24 protein-coding genes and 1 pseudogene are annotated in these 25,228 nt (G+C 69.5%); 7 read left to right on the top strand and 18 right to left on the bottom strand.

What is annotated here, in order from left to right; all coding sequences use genetic code 11:
* Positions 1-14 precede the first annotated feature (14 nt).
* The 10 genes from QFZ27_RS36295 to QFZ27_RS36250 all read right to left on the bottom strand — a co-directional run bounded on the left by QFZ27_RS36295 (position 15) and on the right by QFZ27_RS36250 (position 9,216).
* Complete coding sequence (locus QFZ27_RS36295) at positions 15-1,055, bottom strand: CobW family GTP-binding protein (protein WP_429231643.1); 1,041 nt, start codon at positions 1,053-1,055, stop codon at positions 15-17.
* Positions 1,052-1,372, bottom strand: coding sequence for a hypothetical protein (locus QFZ27_RS36290; protein ID WP_429231642.1), 321 nt, complete (start codon positions 1,370-1,372; stop codon positions 1,052-1,054). Before QFZ27_RS36290 ends, QFZ27_RS36295 begins: the two co-directional genes overlap by 4 nt.
* Before the next feature lie 163 nt (positions 1,373-1,535).
* Positions 1,536-2,417: a polysaccharide deacetylase family protein gene (locus tag QFZ27_RS36285; RefSeq protein ID WP_429231640.1), complete on the bottom strand. Its 882-nt coding sequence runs from the start codon at positions 2,415-2,417 to the stop codon at positions 1,536-1,538.
* 34 nt (positions 2,418-2,451) lie between these two features.
* On the bottom strand, positions 2,452-3,549 hold the full coding sequence (locus QFZ27_RS36280) for an ABC transporter ATP-binding protein (protein WP_429231639.1): 1,098 nt from the start codon (positions 3,547-3,549) through the stop codon (positions 2,452-2,454).
* A 24-nt stretch (positions 3,550-3,573) separates the two neighbouring features.
* Positions 3,574-4,809 (bottom strand): ABC transporter substrate-binding protein, encoded by a 1,236-nt coding sequence (locus tag QFZ27_RS36275; protein WP_429231638.1) that lies wholly within the window; start codon positions 4,807-4,809, stop codon positions 3,574-3,576.
* 57 nt (positions 4,810-4,866) lie between these two features.
* The gene (locus QFZ27_RS36270; RefSeq protein WP_429231637.1) at positions 4,867-5,625 is read right to left on the bottom strand and encodes an SDR family NAD(P)-dependent oxidoreductase; all 759 of its coding nucleotides are present in this window, start codon (positions 5,623-5,625) and stop codon (positions 4,867-4,869) included.
* 8 nt (positions 5,626-5,633) lie between these two features.
* Positions 5,634-6,380, bottom strand: coding sequence for an SDR family NAD(P)-dependent oxidoreductase (locus QFZ27_RS36265; RefSeq protein WP_429231635.1), 747 nt, complete (start codon positions 6,378-6,380; stop codon positions 5,634-5,636).
* Complete coding sequence (locus QFZ27_RS36260; RefSeq protein WP_429231633.1) at positions 6,377-7,228, bottom strand: ABC transporter permease; 852 nt, start codon at positions 7,226-7,228, stop codon at positions 6,377-6,379. The genes QFZ27_RS36265 and QFZ27_RS36260 overlap by 4 nt, the downstream gene beginning before the upstream one ends.
* Positions 7,229-7,231: 3 nt before the next feature.
* Positions 7,232-8,116: an ABC transporter permease gene (locus tag QFZ27_RS36255; RefSeq protein ID WP_429231631.1), complete on the bottom strand. Its 885-nt coding sequence runs from the start codon at positions 8,114-8,116 to the stop codon at positions 7,232-7,234.
* 17 nt (positions 8,117-8,133) lie between these two features.
* A complete protein-coding gene (locus QFZ27_RS36250; RefSeq protein WP_429231629.1) occupies positions 8,134-9,216 on the bottom strand; it encodes an ABC transporter ATP-binding protein in 1,083 nt (360 codons plus the stop codon).
* Between the two features lie 369 nt (positions 9,217-9,585).
* Between QFZ27_RS36250 and QFZ27_RS36245 the strand changes: the two genes are divergently transcribed.
* A complete protein-coding gene (locus QFZ27_RS36245) occupies positions 9,586-10,596 on the top strand; it encodes a GntR family transcriptional regulator (protein ID WP_429231627.1) in 1,011 nt (336 codons plus the stop codon).
* Between the two features lie 297 nt (positions 10,597-10,893).
* On the opposite strand, the gene QFZ27_RS36240 is transcribed toward QFZ27_RS36245, so the two are convergent.
* Positions 10,894-11,823 (bottom strand): LysR family transcriptional regulator, encoded by a 930-nt coding sequence (locus tag QFZ27_RS36240; RefSeq protein ID WP_429231626.1) that lies wholly within the window; start codon positions 11,821-11,823, stop codon positions 10,894-10,896.
* A gap of 485 nt (positions 11,824-12,308) precedes the next feature.
* Here QFZ27_RS36240 and QFZ27_RS36235 point away from each other — a divergent pair, with 485 nt between their 5' ends.
* The 6 genes and pseudogenes from QFZ27_RS36235 to QFZ27_RS36210 all read left to right on the top strand — a co-directional run bounded on the left by QFZ27_RS36235 (position 12,309) and on the right by QFZ27_RS36210 (position 19,833).
* Complete coding sequence (locus tag QFZ27_RS36235; protein WP_429231624.1) at positions 12,309-13,280, top strand: ABC transporter permease; 972 nt, start codon at positions 12,309-12,311, stop codon at positions 13,278-13,280.
* A complete protein-coding gene (locus QFZ27_RS36230; RefSeq protein WP_429231622.1) occupies positions 13,277-14,191 on the top strand; it encodes an ABC transporter permease in 915 nt (304 codons plus the stop codon). Before QFZ27_RS36235 ends, QFZ27_RS36230 begins: the two co-directional genes overlap by 4 nt.
* Before the next feature lie 10 nt (positions 14,192-14,201).
* Positions 14,202-15,176 carry an ABC transporter ATP-binding protein gene (locus tag QFZ27_RS36225; RefSeq protein ID WP_429231621.1) on the top strand — a complete coding sequence of 325 codons (975 nt, stop codon included), beginning with the start codon at positions 14,202-14,204 and terminating at the stop codon, positions 15,174-15,176.
* Positions 15,173-16,162, top strand: a complete 990-nt coding sequence (locus QFZ27_RS36220) for an ABC transporter ATP-binding protein (RefSeq protein WP_429231619.1) — start codon at positions 15,173-15,175, stop codon at positions 16,160-16,162. Before QFZ27_RS36225 ends, QFZ27_RS36220 begins: the two co-directional genes overlap by 4 nt.
* Before the next feature lie 37 nt (positions 16,163-16,199).
* Positions 16,200-17,956: pseudogene (locus tag QFZ27_RS36215) on the top strand (ABC transporter substrate-binding protein).
* The gene (locus QFZ27_RS36210) at positions 17,953-19,833 is read left to right on the top strand and encodes a CocE/NonD family hydrolase (protein WP_429231618.1); all 1,881 of its coding nucleotides are present in this window, start codon (positions 17,953-17,955) and stop codon (positions 19,831-19,833) included. Before QFZ27_RS36215 ends, QFZ27_RS36210 begins: the two are co-directional and overlap by 4 nt.
* A gap of 217 nt (positions 19,834-20,050) precedes the next feature.
* Here QFZ27_RS36210 and QFZ27_RS36205 read toward each other — a convergent pair whose 3' ends face one another.
* From QFZ27_RS36205 to QFZ27_RS36175, 7 genes are read right to left on the bottom strand one after another with little or no spacing between them, the layout of a single operon-like run.
* Complete coding sequence (locus tag QFZ27_RS36205; protein WP_429231617.1) at positions 20,051-20,863, bottom strand: transporter substrate-binding domain-containing protein; 813 nt, start codon at positions 20,861-20,863, stop codon at positions 20,051-20,053.
* Between the two features lie 39 nt (positions 20,864-20,902).
* Entirely contained in the window at positions 20,903-21,631 is a 729-nt protein-coding gene (locus QFZ27_RS36200; RefSeq protein WP_429231615.1) for an amino acid ABC transporter ATP-binding protein, read from the bottom strand.
* 37 nt (positions 21,632-21,668) lie between these two features.
* Positions 21,669-22,340, bottom strand: coding sequence for an amino acid ABC transporter permease (locus QFZ27_RS36195; protein ID WP_429231613.1), 672 nt, complete (start codon positions 22,338-22,340; stop codon positions 21,669-21,671).
* A 13-nt stretch (positions 22,341-22,353) separates the two neighbouring features.
* Positions 22,354-23,037 carry an amino acid ABC transporter permease gene (locus QFZ27_RS36190; RefSeq protein ID WP_429231611.1) on the bottom strand — a complete coding sequence of 228 codons (684 nt, stop codon included), beginning with the start codon at positions 23,035-23,037 and terminating at the stop codon, positions 22,354-22,356.
* An 11-nt stretch (positions 23,038-23,048) separates the two neighbouring features.
* Positions 23,049-23,957, bottom strand: coding sequence for an NAD(P)-dependent oxidoreductase (locus QFZ27_RS36185; protein WP_429231609.1), 909 nt, complete (start codon positions 23,955-23,957; stop codon positions 23,049-23,051).
* A 3-nt stretch (positions 23,958-23,960) separates the two neighbouring features.
* Positions 23,961-24,398 carry a ribose 5-phosphate isomerase B gene (rpiB, locus tag QFZ27_RS36180; protein WP_429232526.1) on the bottom strand — a complete coding sequence of 146 codons (438 nt, stop codon included), beginning with the start codon at positions 24,396-24,398 and terminating at the stop codon, positions 23,961-23,963.
* A 46-nt stretch (positions 24,399-24,444) separates the two neighbouring features.
* On the bottom strand, positions 24,445-25,188 hold the full coding sequence (locus QFZ27_RS36175; RefSeq protein ID WP_429231607.1) for a FadR/GntR family transcriptional regulator: 744 nt from the start codon (positions 25,186-25,188) through the stop codon (positions 24,445-24,447).
* Positions 25,189-25,228 lie beyond the last annotated feature (40 nt).

The following is a 25,228-nucleotide window of genomic DNA, read 5'->3' as shown; positions in this document are numbered from 1 at the left end:
TCCGTTCGGCCGGGTCACGCTGCGACCGTCGCGGGGTCGGCGAAGGCGGCCTGGAAGGCGGCGAAGGACCGCTCGATCTCGGCCCGGGGAATGCCGCGGGTGATGAACACCAGCCGCGACCGCCGGTCCGCGTCCGGCCAGGCATCGAGATGGCTCGGCGCATGCACGATGTGCTGTGCGCCCTGGACCACGACCGGCGTGTCGGTGCCGGCGACGCGCAGCAGCCCCTTGACCCGCAGCACGTCGTCGCCGCGGCTGTGCAGCAGCAGGGTCAGCCACAGGCCGAACACGGTCCAGTCGACCCGATCCTCGACCTCCAGCACGAAGGCGGCGATGTCCGGGCCGTGCCGGTTGATGTCGTGGCCGTGATGGTGGTCGCCTCCGGCCGCGCGCGCCAGGTCGAACCAGCGGCGGATCTCGGCCGGCTTGGTGGCGGGGTCGAAGGCGTCGCCGCCGACCAGCTCCTCCGCCGGCGGCGGGGCGTTGGCCGACCGCCACAGCGGCACCGCCGGGTTGATGGCCTGGAGCCGCACCTCCAGCGCCGCCACCGCCTCGGGCGACGCCAGGTCGGTTTTGGTTACCAGGATGCGGTCGGCCACCGCCGCCTGCTTCGCCGCCTCGGGCTGGCGGTCCAGCTGCGCCAGACCGTTCACCGCATCGACCGTGGCGATCACGTTGCCCAGGCGGAAATGGTGGCGGATCACCGGCTCGCTCATCACCGTCGCCAGGACCGGGATCGGGTCGGCCAGGCCGGTGGTCTCGACGATCAGCCGACCGAAGGCGGGAATGGTGCCGGCCTCGCGCCGGTCGTACAGGCCGCGGATGGCGCGGCCCAGGTCGCCGCGGATGGTGCAGCAGATGCAGCCGCTCTGCATCAGCACCACGTCCTCGTCCACCGCCTGCAGCAGGTGGTGGTCCAGCCCGACCTCGCCGAACTCGTTGATCAGCACGGCGCAGCCGGCGAAGCCCGGATCGGCCAGGATGTGGCGCAGCAGCGTGGTCTTGCCGCTGCCCAGGAAGCCGGTCAGCACGTTGACCGGGATCGCCCTGCTCATCTGCCGGTCCCCGCGATGCGGTCGAGCAGGACGGGGTCGAGCGGGTCGATGGTCCCGCCCCGCATCCGTGCCGCCGCCGCCCACACCGCCGGTAGCGTGTCGACGATCTCGCGCTGGCCGGTCGGGCCGCTCAGCACGAAGGCGCTGCCCTGCCAGTCGTCCAGCCGCAGCCCGAACAGGGTCAGGATCCGGTTGGCGGCGGCGGCGCGGTGCAGCCGCTCGGCCCGGCGGGTGCGGCCGGCGCCGAACACCTCCGGCCGGGCCGATTCCGCCGTCCAGTGCTCCTCGCCCCCGAGCATGCCGCACACGCCGCACATGGTGACCTGCTCCTCCTGGCCGACAGTACGCCCAATCCCAAGACTGTCATGCCCGTCCTCGGACTTGATCCGAGGATTGACCCGGGCATCCAGAGACTGTCGACATACTCTGGATTGCCGGGTCAAGCCCGGCAATGACAAGATAAGGGAAATGCCTTCCGGATTACTTCTTCCTCGGCGACCTTTTGGCGAAGTCGTCGGCCATCTCGTCCATGGTGACGAAGCGCACGCCGGGGTGGCGGATCATGTGGTTGTACAGCCGCTCCAGCATCAGCAGCACCTGCGGCCGCCCGGCGACGTCCGGGTGGATGGTGATCGGGAACACGGCGTACTCGTACTCGCGGTAGACCCAGTCGAACTGGTCGCGCCACATCTCCTCGATGTGCCGCGGATTGACGAAGCCGTGGCTGTTCGGCGACTTCTTGATGAACATCATCGGCGGCAGGTCGTCGAGGTACCAGCTGGCCGGGATCTCGATCAGGTCGGTCTCGACGCCGCGCTTCAGCGGCACCATCCACTCGCTCGGCTTCTTCGCGAAGTCGATCTTGGTCCAGCTGTCGCCGACGCGGACATAGTAGGGCTCGAAGTCCTTGTGCATCAGCGAGTGGTCGTACTTGATGCCCTTCTTCAGCAGCAGCTCGTTGCTGACCTGGCTGAACTCCCACCACGGCGCGACATAGCCGGTCGGCCGGCGGCCGGACAGCTGGGTCACCAGCTCGATGCACTTGTCGAGGACCTCCTCCTCCTGCGCCGGGGTCATGGCGATCGGGTTCTCGTGGCTGTAGCCGTGGATGCCGATCTCGTGCCCGGCCTCGGCCACCGCCTGCATCTGCTCCGGGAAGGTCTCGATCGAATGGCCGGGGATGAACCAGGTGGTCTTGATCCCCAGCCGGTCGAACAGCTTCAGCAGGCGCGGGCTGCCGACCTCGCCGGAGAACAGGCCACGCGAGATGTCGTCCGGCGAATCCTCGCCGCCATAGGAGCCGAGCCACCCGGCCACCGCGTCGACATCGACGCCGAAGCCGCACAGGATCTCTTTCGCCATCAGGGGTTCCTCCTCTTGCTGGGCTGCCGCCGCGTCACGCGGCCGCCCGGATCACGGTCGCCTCGCCCGGCTGCCAGCCGAGCACGATCTCCTCGCCCGACCAGCCGGCGGCGTATTTGTCGACATGGCTCTCGACCCCGATCTCGCGCCCGTCCGACAGGCCGATGGTCAGGTGCAGCGCATGGCCGGTGACGGCCTGGCCGATCAGCCGGCCCGGCAGGGTGTCGCCGCGCCCGGCCAGCGCCGCGCCCTGGGCGGCGCCGACCACGTCGATCGCCTCGGACGGCACCACCACCGCGGCGGCGTCGCCGACCTTCAGCGTCGGGTCGTTCAGCGTGCCGTGCAGCGGGCCGAAGCCGGTCACGACCCGGGCCACGGCGCCGTCCCGCGCCTCCAGCCGGCCCGGCAGCACAGTGTTGCGGCCGATGAAGCGGGCCACGAACTCGGTCTGCGGCCGGCGGTAGATCTCCTCCGGCGGGCTGATCTGCTCCACCCGGCCGCGGTTCATCACCACGATGCGGTCCGACAGCGCCAGCGCCTCGGACTGGGCATGGGTGACGAAGACGAAGGTGATGCCGATGTTGCGCTGGAGCAGCTTCAATTCGGCCTGGATCGACTTGCGCAGATTGGCGTCCAGCGCGCCCAGCGGCTCGTCCAGCAGCAGGATGTCGGGCTCGACCACCAGGCCGCGGGCCAGGGCGGTGCGCTGGCGCTGGCCGCCGGACAGGCCGCTGCTGCGGCGGTCGGCGATGTCGGTCAGGTCCAGGACCTGCATCATCCGGTCGGCCTTGGCCCGACGCTCCGCCGCCGGCAGACCCTTCACCCGGAGGCCGTATTCGATGTTCTGGCGCACGCTCATGTGCGGGAACAGGGCGAAGTTCTGGAAGATGGTCGAGGTCGGGCGGCGCTCGGGCGGCAGGTCGTTGATCCGCCGCCCGCGCACCAGGATGTCGCCGGCGCTGATGTCCTCGAAGCCGGCGATCATCCGGAGCGTCGTGGTCTTGCCGCAGCCCGAGGGGCCGACGAAGGAGATAAACTCCCCCTTCGCCGCGCGCAGGTCGAAATCGATCACCGCCGGCGTGCCGTCCGGATAGGTCTTGCCGACGCCGGCGAGCTCGAGATCGTAGGTCACTGTGCGTCCCCTCGCTTCACCGCGTCAGGCGTTCAGGAACTCGTCCCATTTCTGGGTCACGTGGTCGTACTGGTCCGGCCACTGGTGCCAGTAGGCGACATGGGCGGCGCGGGTCTCCAGCGAGCCGCCGTCGCGCAGGTCGCCCTCCTTGATGCCGCGGTCGGGCGCCCCGACCCAGGGCTTGCCCTCGTACCAGAAGCCGTATTTCTCCGGCGCCATCACCGATTTGATGTTGGTGGTGGGGGAGTAGTAGCCCTGCTCCGACACCGTGATCGCCGGCGGGCCGGACAGCCAGTAATCGGCATAGGCCGAGACCGCCGCCTGGTTCGGCGAGCTGGCGATCAGCGACACGCCGATGGCCCAGGCGCGGTAGCCCTCCTTCGGCACGGCGTATTTGCAGGGCTTGCCCTGCGCCTTCACCGCCATCACCGCCGGCTGCCAGGCGTCGCACACCACCATCTCGCCCGAGGCCATCAGGTTGACCAGCTCGCCGAAATCGCCCCACAGGGCGCGGAACTGGCCGTCCTTCTTCTTCGACACCAGGAACTTCATCGCCTCGTCGATCTCGGCCTCGCTCGGGTTGCCGGGATTGGCGACCTGCGACAGGCCCAGCGAGTTCATCGCCATGATGGCCTGGCCCAGCGCGATCAGCGGGTCGGTGTTCAGCCCGGACCGGCCCTTGAACTTCGGGTCGAAGATCGCGGTCCAGGTGTTGGCCTCCTCGTCGGACACCACCGACGGGTTGAAGCCGATCGAATCGTAATTGTAGACCGCCGGCACCATCCACAGCTCGGTCTGCGCCTCGTCCTTCCAGATCTGGCCGACGATCTGGGCGCCGCGCGGCCATTTCGGATTCGGCTTGGTGAAGGTGTCGCGGATGTTGGCCCAATTCTTGAGACCCGAGGCGGGGATGGCGGTGACGTTGTTCGTCTGCACCACCGAGGGCAGCCGCTCGCCGATCACCTCCCAGCAGTCGTAGTCGGTGGCGCCGGACAGGATCTTGGTCTGAGCGTCGGGGAAGGTCGCCGCCGTGCCCTGGGTGCTGCCGACGCCGGAGGCGGTCTTGAAATCGGCCAGGATGCGATCCTGCACCGTGACCGACAGGCCGATCGTGCGCAACTGCTCCTGCGCCAGGGCGCCGGCCTGGGCATAGGCGCGGCGCGAGTTGAGGAACGGCGTGCCGCCGCCCATCGCCAGGGCGGTGGCGCCGATCGTGCCCTGCAGGATCTGCCTGCGGCTCAGATGCGGAAACTGTGCCATGTGTGCTCTCCCGTTATCGTGAAAACCACCCGAAACCGGCCCTTCTCAACGGGGCCGTCAGTAGCGTCCGACCAGCAGGCCGCCATCGACGACGATGGTCTGGCCGGTGATGTAGCGGGCGGCCGGCGAGGCCAGGAACAGCGCCACATCGGCGATGTCGTCCGGTTCGCCGACCCGGCCCATGGGGATGAACGCGGCCGCCTTCTCCAGCCCCTCGGGCCCCAGCGAATGCTCGCGCGACAACGCCTGGGCGGTGCGGATGTAGCCGGGGGCGATGCCGTTGACGCGGATGCCGCTGCGCGCCAGCTCCACCGCCAGGCCGCGCACCAGCCCGACCACGCCGGATTTGGCGGCGGAGTAGTGGACGTGCTCGTCCCAGCCATAGGCCACGCCCATGATCGAGGACAGGGCGACGATGGCGCCCTGGCCGCGGGTGCGCATCCCGGGCAGGGCGGCGCGGACCACGCGGAAGATGCCTTTCAGGTCGACGTCGAAGGTGCGGTCCCACTTGGCGTCGGTCATCTGCGACAGCGGCACGCGGTGGGCGATGCCGGCATTGGCGACCAGCGCGTCCAGCGCGCCGTGCCGCGCCTCGACATCGGCGACCACGGCGTTGACCCGCTCGGTGTCGGTGACGTCGAGATGCTGGAACTCGCCGCTGCCGCCGGCATCGCCGATCGCCTTGGCGGTGGCGCGGCCCTCGGCCTCCAGCACGTCGGTCACGACCACATGGTGGCCGGCGCCGGCGAAGGCCAGGGCCGTGGCCCGGCCGATGCCGATGCCGCCGCCCGTGATCAGGGCAACCTTGCGGGTCATCATTCCTCCTACAGCATCACGTCGCCGGAATTGGGCCCCAGCGTCTGGCCGACATAGATCCCGGCGGCGGGGGAGGCGAGAAAGGCCACGGTCTCGGCCACATCCTCCGGCGCGCCGAAGCGGCCGAGCGGCAGCTGCGCCTTCTTCGCCGCCCGCCACTCCGCGGACAGGGCGCGCACCAGCTCGGTCTCGATCGGCCCGGGCGCCACCGCGTTGACCCGCACGCCGCGCGCGCTGACCTCGCGCGCCAGCGCCTTGGTCAGGCCGATGATCCCGGCCTTGGCGGCGCTGTAATGCACCAGGTCGACCCCGCCGATCTGGCCCAGCTGCGAGGCGATGTTGACGATCACCCCGTCGCCGGCCGCCAGCATCGCCGGCAGGGCGGCGCGGCAGCACAGGAAGGTGCCGCGCAGATGCACCGCGATCATCCGGTCCCAGTCGGCCACCGCCAGCGCCTCGAAGGGCGACTGGTGGACATGGCCGGCGTTGTTGACCAGCAGGGTGCAGTCGCCGAAGGCGTCGCGACCGGCGGCGAAGACGTGCTCTACGGCCTCGGAGTCGGAGACATCGGCCCCGACGGCCTCGGCCCGCCCACCGGCGGCGCGCAGGGTCGCCGCGACGGCCTCGGCCCGGTCGACATGCAGGTCGGCGATCAGCACGGCGGCGCCCGCCGCAGCCAGCCGCTCCGCGATCGCCTTGCCGATGCCGCTGGCGGCGCCGGTGACGATGGCGACGTGCTCGGCCAGCGCCCTCATCGCAGCTCCTCCTGGATCGCCATGCGCTTGGCCCGGCGGACCGACAACGCCATCAGCACCCCGTAGACGGCGAGCAGGGCGAAGGAGAACAGGGTGGTCAGCACCCCGAAGGCGAAGATGTTCGGATGGATCTCGACCGAGAAGGTGCCGTAGATCGTCAGCGGCAGGGTCTGGCCGCCGCCGGCGGTGAACAGGGTGCGCGGGAACTCGTCGTAGCTCAGGGTGAAGGCGAACAGCATCGCGCTCAGTACGCCCGGGAAGATCAGCGGGAAGGTGATCTTGCGGAAGGTGCGGGCGGGGCTGACGCCCAGGCTCCACGACGCCTCCTCGATCGACCGGTCGAAGCGGTTGAAGATCGCCAGCATGACCAGGAAGGCGAAGGGGAAGGTGTAGACCACATGGGTGACGAAGGACGTCCCCCACCACGCCCGCGGTATGCCCAGCTCATTGGCGACCAGGGCGACGCCCAGCCCGACCAGCACGCCGGGTACCATCATGCCCAGCACGATCAGGTAGAAGATGATGCCGGAGCCGCGGAAGCGCGACCGGAAGGCCTGGGCCGACAGGGTGCCGAGAATGGTGGCCACGACCATGGTCATGAAGGCCAGGGTCAGGGACCGGACCAGCGCGTCGCCGATCGCCAGCGGCGCCACGCGCGACGGCGGCGCCCAGCCGAACAGGTGCTGGTACCAGTAGGTCGACCATTCGATGATCGGGAATTGCGGCCCGCCCTCGGGCCCCGACTGGAAGCTCAGCGTCGCCAGCACCGCCAGCGGGCCGTACAGGAACACGATGAACAGCGCCGTGAACGTGATCAGCGCGGTGCGGAGAAGCGGCTGCCCCTGCATGGCCTACAGCTCCTTCCGCAGGTCGACCAGGCGCAGCAGCCCGGCGACAACGATGCCCATCACCACGGTCAGGATCACGCCGACCACGGCGGCGAAGGCCCATTTCAGCGACCCGACCTGGGTGACGATGATGTTGCCCAGCATGTTGACCTTGCGGCCGGACAGCGCGGCGGCGGTGGCGAACTCGCCCAGCACCATGACCGACACGAAGATCGCGCCGACGATCACGCCCGGCAGGCTCAGCGGCAGGATCACGGTGCGGAAGATGCGGCCGGTGCCGGCGCCCAGGTCCCGCGCGGCCTCGATCAGGCTGGGCTCGATCCGCGACAGCATGAAGGCGATCGGCCCGACCATGAACACGACATAGATCTGGGTCATGCCGATGACGACGCTGAGCTCGGTGAACAGCAGGCCGGCCACCGGCTCCGACACCACGCCCAGCTTCATCAGCAGGATGTTGACCGCGCCCTCGGTGCCCAGCATCGGGCGCCAGGCCAGCACCCGGATCAGGAACGAGGTCCAGAACGGCACGACGCAGACCACCAAGAGGACGGTCTGGACCGTCTTGTTGCGGACGAACAGGCCGATATACAGCGCGACCGGGTAGCCCAGCGCCAGCGTCGTCGCCAGCACGATCAGCCAGATCCGGACCGTGGTCCACAGCGCCGACAGATAGGTCGAGGTGCCGAAGAAGGTGGCCCAGTTCTTCAGGGTCAGCGTCGGTTCGATGGTGAAGGTCTTCTGGGTCCAGAAGCTGACATAGACCATCATCGCGATCGGGACGACCAGGAAGGCGGTCATCCACAAGGCGCCTGGCGCCGCCAGCAGCGCCGCCACCCGCCGCCCGGTGCGCCGCCGCGGGATCGGGGCCGGTGCGGTCTCGGTCATGGTCTCCGCTCCGGCGCTCATCGCCGCCCCTCGCGGAACACGAGGGCCTCCGCCGCCGGCCAGCGCAGCGTATAGCGGCGCCCGGCGTCGAAGCTCCCCGGCCGGCGGTGGCTCAGATGGTATTCGACCTCGACCGGCCGGCTGCCGGCGACGTCGAACAGATAGGTCACCCGGGCGCCGGAATATTCGCTGGCGATGAAGCGGCCGGGCAGGGCGGCCTCGCCCGGCGCCGCCGGATCCGTCTCCTCGACCACCGTCACCTTATCGGCGCGGATGCAGTAGGCAGCGGCGCCCGCGGTGGATTCGCCCGGCAGCGGCAGGGCGGCCTCGGCGAAGCGGAAGGCGCCGTCGCCGACAATGCCTTCGAAGATGTTGTAGCAGTTCAGGAAGCGCGCGACGCGGACCGAGCCGGGCCGGTTGTACAGGGTCTGCGGCGGGCTGATCTCGGCGATCCGGCCGCGGTCCAGCACGGCGGTGCGGTGGCCCATCGCCAGCGCCTCCTGCTCGTTGCCGGTGACGTGCAGGAAGGTGCCGCCGAGCTGGGCCTGGATGCGCTTCAGCTCGATCATCATCCGCTCGCGCAGATTGGCGTCGAGCGCGCCCAGGGGCTCGTCCAGCAGCACGATCTTCGGATCGGTGACCAGGGTGCGGGCCAGGGCGACGCGCTGCTTCTGGCCGCCGGAGATCTGGCTGACGGCGCGGCCGCCCAGGCCAGTCAGGCCCAGCAGCTCCAGCGCCTCGCCGACCCGGCGGCGCACCTCCGCCTCGTCCGCCACCGGGCCGCGGCTGCGGTGGCGCAGGCCGTAGGCGACGTTGTCGAAGACGGTCATGTGCGGGAACAGGGCGAACCCCTGGAACACGAAGCCGATGCCGCGCTCATGCGCCGGCATCGACAGGATCGACCGGCCCTCCAGCCGCACATCGCCGTCATCCGGCGTCTCGAAGCCGGCGACCACCCGCAGCATGGTGGATTTACCCGAGCCGCTGGGGCCCAGGATGGACAGATACTCGCCCGCGCCGACCGCCAGCGACAGGTCGCTCAGCGCCGGCGCGCCGCCATAGGCCTTGGTGATGCCGCTCAGTTCCAGGAGCAGAGTCATGCGTCCCCGAATCTCCCCAAGCCGTGCCCTGAGCCCCGCCATCTTGTCCGCGTCGTTCGGCGTCGCCGCTGTGCGGTTTCGATGCGAGGCTCGCGAAGCCTAGTCAAAAATGATTTTGGTATGCAATAGTCTTTTTGTGGTGACTGAAAGCTTCGCCATGTCGCGCGATTTGGTTCCTATCAGCCTCGTCAGGGCTGTCTGTCCAAGTTTCGGGCAAGCTCTGAGACCCAGCGTGGCGCTTTGGGTATGCGATAGTCATTTTTGCTGCGCCGGTGCCTGCGTGATGGGCAGCGGGCTCTTGCGCCGGGGCGCCGCGGGGGCCATCAGAGGACGGGGATCACCGGGACTGGCGGGACGCTGCTGCAGGACATGACGGACACGGCGACGAACGCGTCCCCGCCGCGGCTCTACGAGATCGTCGAGCGTGCGCTGCGGTCGTCGATCGGCGTCGGGCGGCTGCCGGCCGGGCTGGTGCTGCTGGAAGGCCCGATCGCCGAGGTCTTCCAGACCAGCCGCGCCCCGGTGCAGCGGGCGCTGGCCCGGCTGGAGGCGGACGGGCTGATCCACCGCTTCGAGGGCCGCGGCTTCCTGGTCGGGCCGGAAGCCGCCGGCGTGGCGCCGCTGCGCGCCGACATCCGCGGCTTCGGCCTGGACGCGGCGGAGGAGATCGACGAGGCGCAACAGTCCCGCGCCTCGTGGGAGCGGATCTACGCCACCGCCGAGCGCCAGATCGCCTCCTGCCTGGTGTTCGGCCGCTACCGCATCGTCGAGGCCGAGATGGCCGACCATTTCGGCGTCAGCCGGACCGTGGTCCGCGACGTGCTGGGCCGGCTGCAGGAGCGCGGGCTGATCGAGAAGAACGCCAGCTCGCACTGGATCGCCGGGCCGCTGACGGCGCGGGCGATCCGCGAGCTCTACGAGATGCGCCGGCTGCTCGAGCCGCCGGCCCTGGTCAGCGCCGCGCCGTCGCTGCCGCATGGCGAGGTCGAGGCGATGCTGGACCGGCTGCGCCGGGCCGAGGCGGCCGGGCCGTTGCCCGAGATCATGGACGCGGTCGAGGAGGACCTGCATGTCCGCTGCGTGCTGGCGACGCCGAACGCCCGGCTGGCCGACGCGCTGCGCCACAACCAGCTGCCGCTGCTGGCGACCCACGCCTTCACCCGCTCGCTCGGCATCGCCGACGACCAGCCGATCCTGACCGAGCACCGCCTGGTGCTGGAGCTCTTGGCGCAGGAGGCCTGGCCGGCTGCCGCGGCGGTGCTGGAGACGCATCTGCAGGCCGCCGAGCGCCGCGCCGTCGCCCGGCTGAAGACGTTGGCGGTGATCCCGGTCCCGGCCAACCTGGCGCCGTACCTGACCAAGACGTCGGAGCATGGGTAGGCGCGATACGCAGGCACTTTGCCCAACCGCATCAACGTGTTGCCTCTCCCGCTTGCGGGAGAGGTCGGAGACGCGAAGCGGCTCCGGGTGAGGGCGTGCGGCGGCAACGCCGGGATCACTGTTTCAGGACCGGGCAGATCGCGCGCTCGCTCATGGCGAGGTCCGCGAGCTTGGTGAGGCCGCTGGCCCTCACCCGGAAATCCTCCGGATTTCCGACCTCTCCCGCAAGCGGGAGAGGCAATGTGCTTAAAATGCCCTCCGTCGTTCTTGCCCATCATTGCAAAGACCTTGCGCCCTCTATCCGGCCTCCGGCCGGAACTCGCTTTCCAGCCCGCGCAGCAGGTCGAGCAGGCGGCGGCGGAAATGCTCGGCGAAGCGGTCGGCGGCGCGGGAGCGGGGCTGGCCGGCGGCGAAGGCCAGGCCGAACTGGTTCCACAGCCGCGGCCGGAACGGCCGGATGGCGATCGGCAGCTGCCGGAAATGGCTGGCCATCAGGGCGTTGACGATGGTCACCCCCAGCCCCTGCGCGGCGAAGGCGCAGGCCGAGCCGACCGAGTGGGTCTCGACCCGCACCTGCGGCCGGAAATGCACGCGCCGGAACATCTGGTCGATCTCCGCCCGCGCCGGGCGCTGCCGACCCAGCAGCACCAGCGGCTCGCCTTCCAGGTCCTCGACCGACACTACCGCCTTCTCGGCCAGCCGGTGGCCTTCCGGCATGACGCAGACGCTGGTGGTGCGGGCGATCGCGACCGTGTCCATCCCGGCCTCGCCGGTCGGCAGCCGGACGAAGCCGAGATCGGCCTGGCGGGTCAGCACTGCGCGCTCGGTCTCGTGATAGGCGCCGGACAGGATCTCCAGCGCGACATTGCCGTGGTCAGCCAGGAACTCCTCGACGATCAGCGGCAGGATGGTCTGCGACATGCTGTGCGGCACGCCGATGCGCAGCAGGATCTGGTCGGAATTGCCGGTCCGCAGCGCCTCCGCCACATGCTGCACCCGCTGCACCCCGTCGACCGCGTCCTCGACCGAATCGAGCAGGCCGATCGCCTCCGGCGTCGGGATCAGCCGGCCCTTCTCGCGGGCGAACAGCTCCAGCCCAAGCTCGGCCTCCAGCTGGGTCAGCAGGCGGCTGACCGCCGATTGCGACAGGTCCAGCCGGGCGGCGGCGGCGGTGGTGGAGCCGCTGCGCATGATCGCCTTGAAGGCCTCGAGCTGCTTGACGTTCATGCCGTCTGGACCGATATCCGCGACACGAAGCATGGAGTCGGGCCCGGCCAGCGCATGAAATGCGCATAGCCTGATGCGGATTCCGCATGATGTTGCGGGCTGTTCTCTCCCACGCCTAACGTCCCCCTCGCCACGCCGGGTCCACCCGGCAGGCCCATCATAAGCGAAGCAGGGACGCAGATGCGGGATTCGCGCGCCGGGACGGGTACCAGCATTTCTCACACTGCCTGCGTCCTGCGCCGTCGCCACAGGCCGGCAGGGCAGGAGAGCGGCGCAGCGCGATGCGGTGGCATCGGGCAAGCCGTTCGACGCACCCTGCCGGCCTGTGGCGACGGCCCGGAGGGTCGCCTTGCGACGGCCGCCTGCGAGGGCGGGCCGCTCAACCGTATGGCCAGATACGCTTTTCGCGTCCCGCCCCCGCATTCGACTCGTCGCAAGGCGACGCAGGGCGCAGGCAGTGTGAGAAATGCTGGCTGGGGCCGGCCATGACCGTCTTCATCATCCGCCGGCTGGTGCAGAGCGGCTTCGTGCTGCTGGTCACCTCGGTCCTCGTCTTCCTTGGCGTCTATGCCATCGGCAACCCGATCGAGATCCTGGTGCCGGCCGACGCCTCGCAGGCCGAGATCGCCCAGGCGGTCCAGTCGCTCGGCCTCGACCAGCCGCTGTGGCGGCAATACCTGACCTTCCTCGGCAACGCGCTGCATGGCGACCTCGGCCGGTCCTTCGTCTTCAACCAGCCCTCGATCAGCCTGATCTTCGAGCGACTGCCGGCGACGCTGGAGCTGGCCTTCATCGCCCTGCTGCTGTCGCTGGTGATCGGCATCCCGCTCGGCGTGCTGTCGGGGCTGAAGGCCGGCAGCGGCTTCGACCGCACGGTGATGACCGGCTCGATCCTCGGCTTCAGCCTGCCCAGTTTCTGGCAGGGCATGATGCTGATCATGGTCTTCTCGGTCATGCTCGGCTGGCTGCCCTCCACCGGCCGCGGCGCCACCGGCGAGATCCTGGGCCTGCACACCAGCCTCGCCACCTGGGACGGTTTCACCCATCTGATCCTGCCGGCAATCAACCTGTCGCTGTTCAACGTCTCGCTGATCATCCGCCTGACCCGCAGCGGCATGCGCGAGACCCTGCCGCTCGACTTCGTGAAGTTCGCCCGGGCCAAGGGGCTGACCGAGCGGCGGGTCATCTTCGTGCATGTGCTGAAGACCATCCTGATCCCGATCGTCACCGTGATCGGCATGGAGTTCGGGTCGCTGATCGCCTTCGCCACGGTGACCGAGACCATCTTCGCCTGGCCCGGCGTCGGCAAGCTGATCATCGACAGCATCATGCGGCTCGACCGGCCGGTGATCGTCGCCTACCTGCTGATCGTCGTCGCCATGTTCATCGTCATCAACCTGGTGGTCGACATCTTGTACTCGGTGCTCGACCCCCGCGTCCGGCTGTCCGACGCATGAGCGACATCGCCACCCCGAAGATCCGCCGGCCGCTGCTCGGCGACGGCATCCTGGCCCAGGCGCTGCGCGGCATCCTGGGCAGCAAGGCCGCCACGCTCGCCGCCATTGCCTGCCTGGCGCTGGTCGCCGTGGCGATTCTGGCGCCCTGGATCGCGCCGCAGGACCCCTACGACCTGGCCTCGCTCAGCATCATGGACGGCCGCCTGCCGCCGGGCAGCGAGAGCATGGACGGCTGGACCTACTGGCTGGGCACCGACGCCCAGGGCCGCGACATGCTGTCGGCGATGCTGTACGGGCTGCGCACCAGCCTGGGCGTCGGCGTGCTGTCCGGCGTCTTCGCCCTGGCCGTCGGCACCACGCTCGGCCTCGTCGCCGCCTATTTCGGGGGGAAGATCGACACGCTGGTCATGCGCGTCGTCGACCTGATGCTGGGCTTCCCCACCATCCTGGTCGCCCTGATGATGCTGGCCGTGCTGGGGCAGGGGGTGGGCAAGGTCATCCTGGCCCTGGTGGTGGTGCAATGGGCCTATTTCGCCCGCGCCGTCCGCGCCGCGGCGCTGGTCGAGCGCGGCAAGGAATATGTCGAGGCGGCGCAGTGCCTGGGCTTGAGCAAGGCGCGCATCCTGTTCAGCCATTTGCTGCCGAACTGCCTGCCGCCGGTGATCGTGATCGGCACCATCCAGGTCGCCCATGCGATCGCCGCCGAGGCGACGCTGAGCTTCCTCGGCATCGGCCTGCCGATCACCGAGCCGTCGCTGGGCCTGCTGATCGCCAACGGCTACCAGGTGCTGCTGGCCGGGCTGTACTGGATCAGCGTGTTCCCGGGCCTGCTGCTGCTGGCCCTGATCTTCTCGATCAACATCGTCGGCGATCGCCTGCGCGAGGCGCTGAACCCCCGGCTGCAGAAGTGAGGGCGCGGAGATGACCGTGCCCACGCTCAGCGTCGAGAACCTGCAGACGCATTTCTTCACCAAGGCGGGCGTCGTGCGCGCCGTCGACGGGGTCAGCTTCCGGGTCGACCGCGGCGAGGTGCTGGGGCTGGTCGGCGAATCCGGCTCCGGCAAGTCGATCACCGGCTTCTCCATTCTTGGCCTGGTCGATCCGCCGGGCCGGGTGGTCGGCGGCCGCATCCTGTTCAAGGGCGAGGATCTGGCGGCGCTGCCGGCGGAGCGGCTGCGGCAGCTGCGCGGCAACCGCATCGCCATGATCTTCCAGGACCCGATGATGACCCTGAACCCGGTCCTCAGGGTCGAGACCCAGATGGTCGAGACCATCCAGGCGCATGAGCGGGTGTCGCGGGCCGAGGCCGTGGCGCGCTGCCGCGACGCGCTCGGCCGGGTCGGCATCCCGTCGCCGGAGGAGCGGATGCGCGCCTATCCGCACCAGTTCTCCGGCGGCATGCGCCAGCGCGTGGCGATCGCCATCGCCCTGCTGCACAAGCCCGACCTGATCATCGCCGACGAGCCGACCACGGCGCTGGACGTCACCATCCAGGCGCAGATCCTGGCCCAGGTGCAGACCTTGTGCCGCGAGACCGGCACGGCGCTGATCTGGGTCAGCCACGACCTCGCCGTGGTCGCCGCCTTGGCCGACCGGATCTGCGTCATGTATGCCGGCCGCGTGGTCGAGACCGGCACGGTCGACGAGGTGATCGACCGGCCGGCGCATCCCTACACCATCGGGCTGATCGGCTCGGTCCCAGGCGACCGGCCGCGCGGCGCGAACCTGTTCCAGATCCCCGGCATGGCGCCGTCGCCGCTGTCGCTGCCCGAGGGCTGCGCCTTCCGCCCGCGCTGCGGTCATGCCAGCGAGGCCTGCCTGGTGGCCCCGGAGACGACCCGGCGGGGCGACCGCGCCTTCCGCTGCTTCCACCCGCAGTTGGAAGAGCGCGCATGACCACGCCCCTGATCGAGGCCGCAGGCCTGGGCAAGCGCTTCACCAAGCGGCTGGACTATGCCGAGAAGGCGGCGCGCTTCCTGGGCGCGAAGGTCGAGGAGCGGACGGTGCACGCCGTCGACGGCGTTGACCTCGCCATCGCGCCCGGCGAGGTGCTGGGGCTAGTCGGCGAATCCGGCTGCGGCAAGTCCACGCTGGGCCGGATGATGGCCGGCATCCTGCCAAAGAGCGACGGCGTCCTCCGCTGGCGCGGCGGGGACATCGACGGGCTGGCCGGCGAGGCGGCGCACGACGCCCGGCTGAAGGCGCAGATGATCTTCCAGGACCCCTTCGCCTCGCTGAACCCGCGCAAGCGGGTGCGCGACATCATCGGCGAGGCGCCGCGGGTGCACGGGCTGGTGCGCCGGCGCGAGGCCGATGGCTACGTCCAGGAGGTGATGCGCCGGGTCGGGCTGGACCCGGCCTATCGCGACCGCTTCCCGCACCAGTTCTCCGGCGGCCAGCGCCAGCGCATCGGCATCGCCCGGGCCCTGGCGGTGAAGCCGGACTTCCTGGTCTGCGACGAATCCATCGCGGCACTCGACGTCTCGATCCAGGCCCAGATCCTGAACCTGTTCCTGGAGCTGCGGCAAGATCTGGGCCTGACCTACCTGTTCATCAGCCACGACCTCGGCGTGGTCGAGCATATCAGCGACCGGGTGGTGATCATGTATCTCGGCCGGGTGGTCGAGACCGCGGCGACCGCCGAGCTGTTCGACCGGCCGCTGCACCCCTACACCGTGGCCCTGCTGAACGAGGTGCCGCGGCTCAGCAACCGCAAGCGCAAATTCGAGACGATCAAGGGCGAGATCCCGTCGCCCCTGCATCCGCCGAGCGGCTGCCATTTCCACCCGCGCTGCCCGATGGCGACCGACCGCTGCCGCACCGAGCGGCCGGCCCTGCGCCCGGTCGCGCCCGGCCACCAGGCAGCCTGCCACCTGATCTGAGGCGCAAAGCGCCCGAAACCGAACAGAGGAGAGTGAGATGATGTGGACGCCGGCATGGATGAAGCAGAGAAACGCGTTGCCTCTCCCGCTTGCGGGAGAGGTCGGAGCCGCGTTGGCGGCTCCGGGTGAGGGCTCTTTGTCGAGGCCCGGGCCAGCCCTCACCCGGTCGTCCTGCGGACGCCCGACCTCTCCTGCCACGCGGGAGAGGCAACGCAAAGATGGCCGGCTGTTGCACACGATGGCCTTGGCTCTGGCGCTCTGCTGCACCGGCTTCGTCTCAGCCCAGGCCGCCGACCTGACCATCGGCACGGCGACCGAGCCATCCGCCATCGACCCGCAATTCTCGCGCACCGGCAACAACCAGTCGATCTCGCAGCACATGTTCGACCGGCTGGTGCAGACCGACCAGAACCTGCAGGTGCAGCCGGCGCTGGCCCTGTCCTGGACCTCGGTCGACCCGACGACCTGGGAGGTCAAGCTGCGCCCCGGGGTCAAGTTCAGCGACGGGTCGGAGCTGACGGCCGACGATGTGATCTTCTCGATGGACCGCGCCAAATCGGTGCCGAACAGCCCGGCGCCCTTCACCGGCGCGGTCGGCAGCATCGCCGAGATGACCGCGGTCGACCCGCTGACGGTCCGCTTCAAGACAAGGCGCCGACACCGCAATTCATCGAGCAGGTCGGCCTCGTCTACATCGTCTCGAAGAAAGCATCCGAGGGGAAGGCGACCAGCGACTTCAACTCCGGCGCCGCCGCTGTCGGCACCGGGCCCTATGTGTTCAAGCAATGGGTGCCGGGCGACCGGCTGGTGCTGGCGCCGAACCCGAACTACTGGGGCGACAAGCCGGCCTTCGAGAACGTCACCATCAAGTTCATCTCGAACGACGCGGCGCGGATGGCGGCGCTGCTGTCCGGGTCGGTCGACCTGATCGACGGCGTGCCGCCGAACGACGTCGCTACGGTCGAGAGCAGCGGCAAGGCCAAGGTCTACTCCACCACCTCCGGCCGGCTGATCTACCTGGCGCTGGATTCGGCGCGGGACCAGAGCCCCTTCGTCACCGGCAAGGACGGCCAGCCTTTGGCCGCCAACCCGCTGAAGGACAAGCGGGTGCGCCTCGCCATCTCCAAGCTGATCAACCGCGACCTGATCATACAGCGCCTCTTGAACGGCTCCGGCACGCCGGCCGGACAGATCGTGCCGGAAGGGCTGGGCGGCTATGCGGCCGATGTGAAGCCCGAGGCCTATGACGCCGCCGGCGCCAAGGCCCTGCTGGCCGAGGCCGGCTACGGCGACGGCTTCGGGCTGACGGTGCATTCCTCGAACGACCGCTTCGCCGGCGACGCCGACATCGCCCAGGCGATCGGCCAGATGCTGGCGCGCGGCGGCCTCAAGATCGACGGCGTGGTCACCCAGCCCTACAACGTCTATGCCGGCGCCGCCTCGAAGCAGGAATACAGCGCCTTCATCTTCAGCTTCGGCAACAGCAACAGCAACTCCGCCAACGCCCTGACCAATGTGCTGGCGACCTATGACAAGGAGGCCGGCAAGGGCGCCTTCAACCGCGCCCGCTACTCGAACCCGGAATTCGACGCGGTGCTGAAGCAGGCGCTGGCGGAGTTCGACGAGGCCAAGCGCAACCAGCTGCTGGAGCAGGCGGCGCGGATCGGCTTCGGCGATGTCGGCATCGTGCCGCTGTACTTCCCGACCGTGCACTGGGCGGCACGCAACGGCATCACCTACCGCGCCAACAAAAACGAATGGACCCTCGCCACCTATGCGGAGGCGGCCAAGTGAGTGAGATCCAGGTGCTGCGCGACCGGATGGTGACGCTGCGCGACGGCGTGCGGCTGGCGACCGACGTGTACCTGCCAGCCGGCCATCGCATCGGCGTCGACGCGCCGCTGCCCACGATCCTGGAGCGCACGCCCTACGGCAAGACCGAGCTGTCGCGCTCCGAGATCGGGGTCGGGACGGACGGGCCGATGACCCGGCCGCAGGTGGCGGCGCATTTCGTCCGCGCCGGCTACGCCGTGGTCTACCAGGATTGCCGCGGCCGCCATGGGTCCGAGGGGGTATTCACCAAATACACCTCCGAAGGGCCGGACGGTTACGACACGGTCGAATGGATCACGGCCCAGCCCTGGTCGAACGGCAAGGTAGGCACCATGGGCCTGTCCTACGCCGCCCACACCCAGTTCGCGCTGGCCTGCCTGAACCCGCCGGGCCTGGCCTGCATGGTGGTGGATTCGGGCGGCTTCTCGAGCGCCTTTCAGTGCGGCATCCGCCAGGGCGGCGCCTTCGAGCTGAAGCAGGCGACCTGGGCCTTCAACCAGGCCAAGGAAAGCCCGGCGGCGCTGGCCGATCCCAAGGTGATGGCGGCGCTGGAGGCCGAGGACATCCGCGCCTGGTTCGCCGCCATGCCCTGGCGGCCCGGCCATTCGCCGGTGCGCGCCGTGCCGGAGTACGAGGCCTATCTGTTCGAGCAATGGACCCAGGGGTCGTTCGGCGATTACTGGAAGCAGCTCGGCATCTATGCCGAGGGGTATTATGACCGCTTCCCGGACGTGCCGATGGTGCTGATGTCCAGCTGGTACGACGCCTATGTCCGCACCACGATGGAGAACTACGCGGCCCTCAGCGGCCGCACGGCCCCGGTGCAGCTGATCATGGGGCCGTGGCTGCACGGCAACCGCAACACCACCTTCTCGGGCGACACCGAATTCGGGCCGGCGGCGACGATCGACGGCAACGTCACCGAAAGCTGGCTCGACTTCCGTCGGCGCTGGTTCGACCGCTGGCTGAAGGGCATCGGCAACGGCGCCGAGGCAGAACCGGCGGCGCGGCTGTTCCTGATGGGCGGCGGCAGCGGCCGGCGCACGGCAGAGGGCCGGCTGGACCATGGCGGGCGCTGGATCGCGGCGCCGGACTGGCCGCTGCCCGGCACCGCCTTCACCGATTACCACCTGCACGAAGACGGCCGGCTGGACCCGGCGGTGCCGGAGGCGGCGGAGGCGTCGATCGCCTATCAGTCCGACCCGGCCGACCCGGTGCCGAGCATCGGCGGCGCCTTGACCTCCGGCCAGCCGGTGTTCGAGGGCGGCGGCTTCGACCAGACCGAGGGCGACCGCTTCTTCGGCAGCCGCCGGCCCGGCCTGCCGCTCTCCGCCCGGACCGATGTGGTGGTGTTCGAGACCGAGACTTTGGCGGAGGACCTGGCGGTGATCGGGCCGATCGAGGTCCGGCTGTTCGTCTCCTCCGACGCGCCGGACACGGATTTCACCGCCAAGCTGATCGACGTGCATCCGCCGACCGCGGACGACCCGAAGGGCTTCGCCCTGAACCTGACCGACGGCATCCTGCGCTGCCGCTATCGCGGCAGCTGGGAGAACCCGTCGCCGCTGGAGCCGGGCCGGGTCTACGCCATCACCATCGAGCCCTTCGCCACCGCCAACCTGTTCAAGGCGGGCCACCGCATCCGGCTCGACATCGCCTCCAGCAACTTCCCGAAATACGATGTCAACCCGAACAGCGGCGAGCCGGAGGGAACCGGCCGGCTGAAGCGGGTGGCGACCAACCGGATCCATCTCGACCGCAGCCACCCGTCGCGGATCGTGCTGCCGGTGGTGCCGGTGGAGAGCCTGACGGACCTGCCGAAGCCGGGGGAGGGGTGATTTCAGAGGGCGCCGCCAAAAGAAAAATAGTCCCCCTCCCCTAGCGGGAGGGGGCTAGGGGAGGGGGTTCTCTCAGCTCGATTCGGCCCCGACTACGGCGGTCTCAACCCGACGGCAAGGTCGGTCTCTAGACTCATCGCGCGCGGACGCGCGCAGACCCCTCCCCTGCCCCCCTCCCGCAAGGGAAGGGGGGACTAAAATTGGGTAGTACTTTGCCCTACTGCAGCATCGCCTCGGGCAGGGGCGAGCCGTGATATTTCTGGTAGATGTCGTTCAGCTTGCGGTTCTTCAGGTTGGCCGAGATCCACTCGTTCAGCTTCTCCATCAGCTTCGGCTCGCCCTGGCGCACGCCGATGGCGAGGTCGAAGGTGCGGATCAGGAACTTCGGCTCGAAGGCGCGGTCCGGCGCCTTCGCCTTGATCTGGTTCACCAGCGTCGCCGAGGTGGCGACGATCTGGGCCTGGCCGGAGACGGCGGCGGTCACCATGGTCGCGTCGTCGTCGTAGCGCACCACCTGGAAGCCCTTCTCCGCCGCCAGCTTGGTCAGCTCCGTGTCCTGGGTGGTGCCGCGGGTGACGGTCACCGATTTGCCCTGCAGGTCCGGCCAGTCCTTGATCGGCGCGTCCGCCGGGGCGCCGATCACCGATTGCAGCGCGGCATAGGGCTTCGAGAAGTCGATCACCTTGGCCCGCTCCGGCGTCACCGACAGGGTCGAGATGATGATGTCGGCCTTGCCGGTCTGAACGTTCGGGATGCGGGTGGCGCCGGTGGTCTGCACGAACTCCAGCTCCAGCCCCCAATCCTTGGCCAGCAGTTGGGCGGTCTCGACGTCGGAGCCGGTCGGCTTCATCTGGTCGTCGATCATGCCCGAGGGCGGGATGGCCAGGTCGGTCGCGATCCGGATCTTCTTGGCGGCCATGATGTCGTCCAACAGGTCCGCGCGGGCTGCCCCGGCGCCCAGGGGCAGGGCTCCCAGGCTCAGGGCGCAGGCCAGGGCGATCGCCCGGCCCCAGCGGATTGACGGCTGCATCTGCGTCTCCTCCATGTCTGTGTTGGTTGGTCGCCGGGCCTACAGTTCGTTGGCGACGAACTGCTGCAGCTCCGGCGTTTCGGGGGTGGCCAGGATCCCGGCCGGTCCCTGCTCGTGCACGCGGCCGCGATGCATGAAGACGATCCGGTCCGCCACGCGGCGGGCGAAGCCCATCTCGTGGGTGACCATGATCATCGTCATGCCGCGTGCCGCGAGGTCCTCCATCACCTTCAGCACCTCGCCCTTCAACTCGGGGTCGAGGGCCGAGGTGACTTCGTCGAACAGCATCACCTTGGGCTGCATCGCCAGCGACCGGGCGATGGCGGCGCGCTGCTGCTGGCCGCCCGACAACTGCTCGGGATAGGCATCGGCCTTCTCGCCGAGGCCGACCTGGTCCAGCACGCCGCGGGCCAGCGCCCGGGCCTCGGCCCGCGGCACCTTCTTCACCGAGACCGGGGCCAGGGTGATGTTCTGCTCGATCGTCAGGTGCGGGAACAGGTTGTAGCTCTGGAACACGATGCCGACGTCCAGCCGCAGCCGGCGCAGGTCGATCTCCGGGTCGCTGACCCTGTGGTCGCAGACCGTGATCTCGCCGCCGTCGATCGTCTCCAGCCGGTCGATGCAGCGCAGCGCGGTGCTCTTGCCCGACCCGCTGCGGCCGATCAGGGCCGTGACCTGGCCCTTGTCGACGGCGAAGGACACGCCGTCGAGCACGGTCAGGTCGCCGAAGCTCTTGCGCACGTCTTGCAGCGTCACCATCGCAGTCATCGCGTTCTCTCCCTGGTATTTCTTGAGCTCGGCCCGGTCAGGCGAGGACCGGCTTCAGCCGCGGCACGCGGCCCGTCCGCCGCTCCAGCCTCCGGCTCAGAGCCGAGATCGGGAAGCACATGGCGAAGTAGAGGACGGCGATCACCATGTAGATCGCGAAGGGCTGGAAGATGGAGTTGTTGACGATCTGCCCGGCCCGGGCGAGCTCGACGAAGCCGACCACCGAGGCCAGCGAGGTGTTCTTGATGATCTGCACCATGAAGCCGACGGTCGGCGGCGTGGCCAAGCGGATGGCCTGCGGCAGGATCACCTTGAACAGGCGCTGGCTGCGGCTCAGCGCCAGGCATTCCGCCGCCTCCCATTGCGGCTTCGGCACCGCCTCCAGGCAGCCGCGCCAGATCTCGCCGAGATAGGCGCTGACATAGATCGTCAGCGACACGCCGGCGGCCAGCAGCGGCGGCACGTCGAGCCCGAGCGTCGGCAGCCCGAAATAGGTCAGGAACAGCAGCACCAGCAGCGGGGTGCCCTGGATCAGCTGGACGTAGCCGCCGACCGCGACGCGCAGCAGGCGGCTCGGTGCGATGCGGCCGAGGGCGACGCCGAAGCCGGCCACGCCGCCGCCGACAAGCGCCATCAGCGACAGCACCAGGGTCCACAGCGCGCCCTGCAGCAGGAAGTCGAGATGGTTGAGGTTCAGTCCGGTCTGCATGGCGTCCTCGCGGTCAGAGCGGCGTGCCGAGCCGGCGGCGGCGCGGGAACAGCGCCAGGCCCAGCCCCCAGAAGCCGGCGCGCATGAGGAGCGAGAGGGCGATGTAGAGCAGCGCGACGACGATGTAGGTCTCGAAGGCGCGGTAGGTGTCGGACTGGATGAAGTTGGCGACCGCCGTCAGTTCCTCGGCCGAGATCTGCGAGACGACGGAGGAGGCCAGCATCAGCAGCACGAACTGGCTGGTCAGGGCGGGATAGACCCGCTCCATCGCCGGGCGCAGCACCACATGCCAGTAGATCTGCACCCGCGACAGGCCCAGGCATTCCCCGGCCTCGATCTGCCCCTTGTGGATGGAATCGAAGCCGGCGCGCATGATCTCGGCAGTGTAGGCGCCGACATTGATGGTCAGCGCGATCACCGCCACGGTGACGGCCGGTAGCGACAGGCCCAGGCTGGACAAGCCGAAATAGACGACGAAGATTTGCACCAGGAAGGGCGTGTTCCGGATCGCCTCGACATAGATTCCGCACAGCCGCGACAGCCAGGCCGACCGGCCGCGCCGGCCGATCGCGCACAGCGTCCCGACGACGAAGCCTAGAACCGTCGAGGCCAAGGCCAGGCGGATGGTCAGCCAGGCGCCGTCCAGGAACATCGGCCAGCGCTCGAGCACGACGGAGAAATCGAGGGACACACCCATCGCCGCCTCCTCTATCCGCCGCCGGGGGAGGGGGCCTGCCCGCTCATGCGGTCATAGACGCGGAACAGGGCCTGGTTGCCGTTGCCGCCCTCGCCATGGGCGCGGGCGTCGAGATACTGGCTGGTGACCAGCGCCGTGGCGGGCAGGGGCACGGCCTGGCCGAAGGCCAGCTCCTGCACCAGCCGCAGATCCTTCAGCATCAGGTCGATGCGGAAGCCGGCGCCGGCATCGCCGGCGATCATCGCAGGCCCCAGCCGATCCAGCATCCAGGAGGCGGCGGAGCCGCCGAGCAGCACCTCGCGCATCTGGTCCAGGTCGACGCCGCAGGCCCGGCCCAGCGCCAGCGCCTCGCAGATCGCCTGCAGGTTGATGCCGCAGATCAGCTGGTTGCACAGCTTCACCGTCTGGCCGGCGCCGCTGTCGCCGACATGGGTGATGGTGGTGCCCATGCCGCGCAGCACCGGCAGCGCCCGGTCGAAGGCCGCGCGGCTGCCGCCAGCCATGATGGTCAGGGTGGCGGCGCGGGCGCCCTGCGGCCCGCCGGAGACCGGGGCGTCCAGCAGGTCGATGCCGGCGGCGACGAGGTCGGAATGCATCCGCCGCACCGCCTGGGGCGCGATCGTGCTCATGTCGACCACCAGCCGGCCGCGCGGAGGCGCCGCCAGCAGACCGCCGGGGCCGTACACGACCTCCTCCACCTGCGGCGTGTCGGGCAGCATGGTGACGGCGATGTCGGCGCCCTCGGCCGCCTCGGCCACGCTGGCAGCGGGGATGGCGCCCTGCGCCGCCAGGGCGTCGACCGCCGCCGGCACCACGTCATAGGCGCGCACCGCATGGCCGGCGCGCAGCAGGTTGGCGGCCATCTCGCGGCCCATGGTGCCGAGGCCGATGAAGCCGACCGTGTGCTTGGGCTCCGCCATGGCTCAGCCCTCCCGCTCCAGCTGCGCCAGCTTGTCGACCCGGCGCTTGAAATCCTCACTGGGCTCGAACTCGGCGGCGAGATAGGCGGCGACCAGGTCACGCGCGAGCCAGGGGCCGACGATCTGGGCGCCGACGCACATGACGTTGACGTCGTCATGCTCGACCGCCTGATGCGCCGAATGGAAATCGTGGCAGACGGCGGCGCGGATGCCGCGGATCTTGTTGGCGGCGATGGCCGCGCCGACGCCGGTGCCGCAGATCATCAGCCCGCGGTCGGCCGCGCCGCTCGTCACGGCGGTGCAGACCGCCCGGGCGATGTCCGGGAAGTCGACCGGATCGGGAGTGTGGCTGCCCACATCCGTCACCGCATGGCCGAGGCCCGCGACGAAATCGGCGATCTCTCGCTTCAGGGGAAAGCCGGCATGGTCGCAGCCGATCACGATCTTCAACACGGGTCTCCTCGTCTTGTCGGTTTGGCCGGGGCCGTCAGCCTTGTGGCCTGGGCGTCTCGAAGGCCTTGCGGCGGTACTCGTCGCCGATCTCGAAATGGCGGCGCAGCAGCTCGTCCGAGCGCTGCACGTCGCGCGCCACCAGCGCCTCGAAGATCCGGTGGTGGTGGTCGATCAGGAAAGATCGGATGCCCGGCACCTTCAGGATCAGCTCGCGCCGCCCACGATGCGACCGGTGCACCAGGTCGGAGATGGCGGCGTAGACGCTGCGCAGCGTCTCCGACCGGGCGGCCTGGACGATGCCGTTGTGGAAGTCGAAATCGGCCTCGCCGCCCGCCACCGGGTCGTCGATCGTGGCCTCGATCCGCTGCAGCGCGGCCCGGATGCGCTCGAAATCCGCCAGGGTGGCGCGGCGGCAGGCCAGGCGCACGGCCTGGCACTCGATCGCGATCCGCGCCTCCATCACGTCGTCGATGGCGTCGGACTGTTGCGCCAGGGCGAAGGTGAAGAACTCGCCCAGCGTCGACGCGTCCGGCTGGCGCACGATGGTGCCGACGCCGTGCCGGATCTCGACCGCCCCCAGCATCGCCAGTGCCCGCAGCGCCTCGCGCAGCACCGGCCGGCCCACGCCCAGCAGCGCCGACAGGTCGCGCTCCGGCAACAGCCGGTCGCCGGTCTTCAGCGCGCCGGACAGCAGCTGCTCGCGCAGGAAGGCGAACACCTTGGCGTAGCCGCCGGGGGCGTCATCGGGATCGCGGGTGAGCTTGATGAGGTCGGTCATAGTGCTCTTACCGTGGTAAGACCACTTAGCGGCAACCGAT

The sequence above is a fragment of the Inquilinus ginsengisoli genome (genome assembly GCF_050434925.1).
Taxonomy (GTDB): Bacteria; Pseudomonadota; Alphaproteobacteria; order DSM-16000; family Inquilinaceae; genus Inquilinus; species Inquilinus ginsengisoli_B.
The sequence above is the reverse complement of the archived record's forward strand: the minus strand, read 5'-3'. Positions and strand labels throughout refer to the sequence as shown.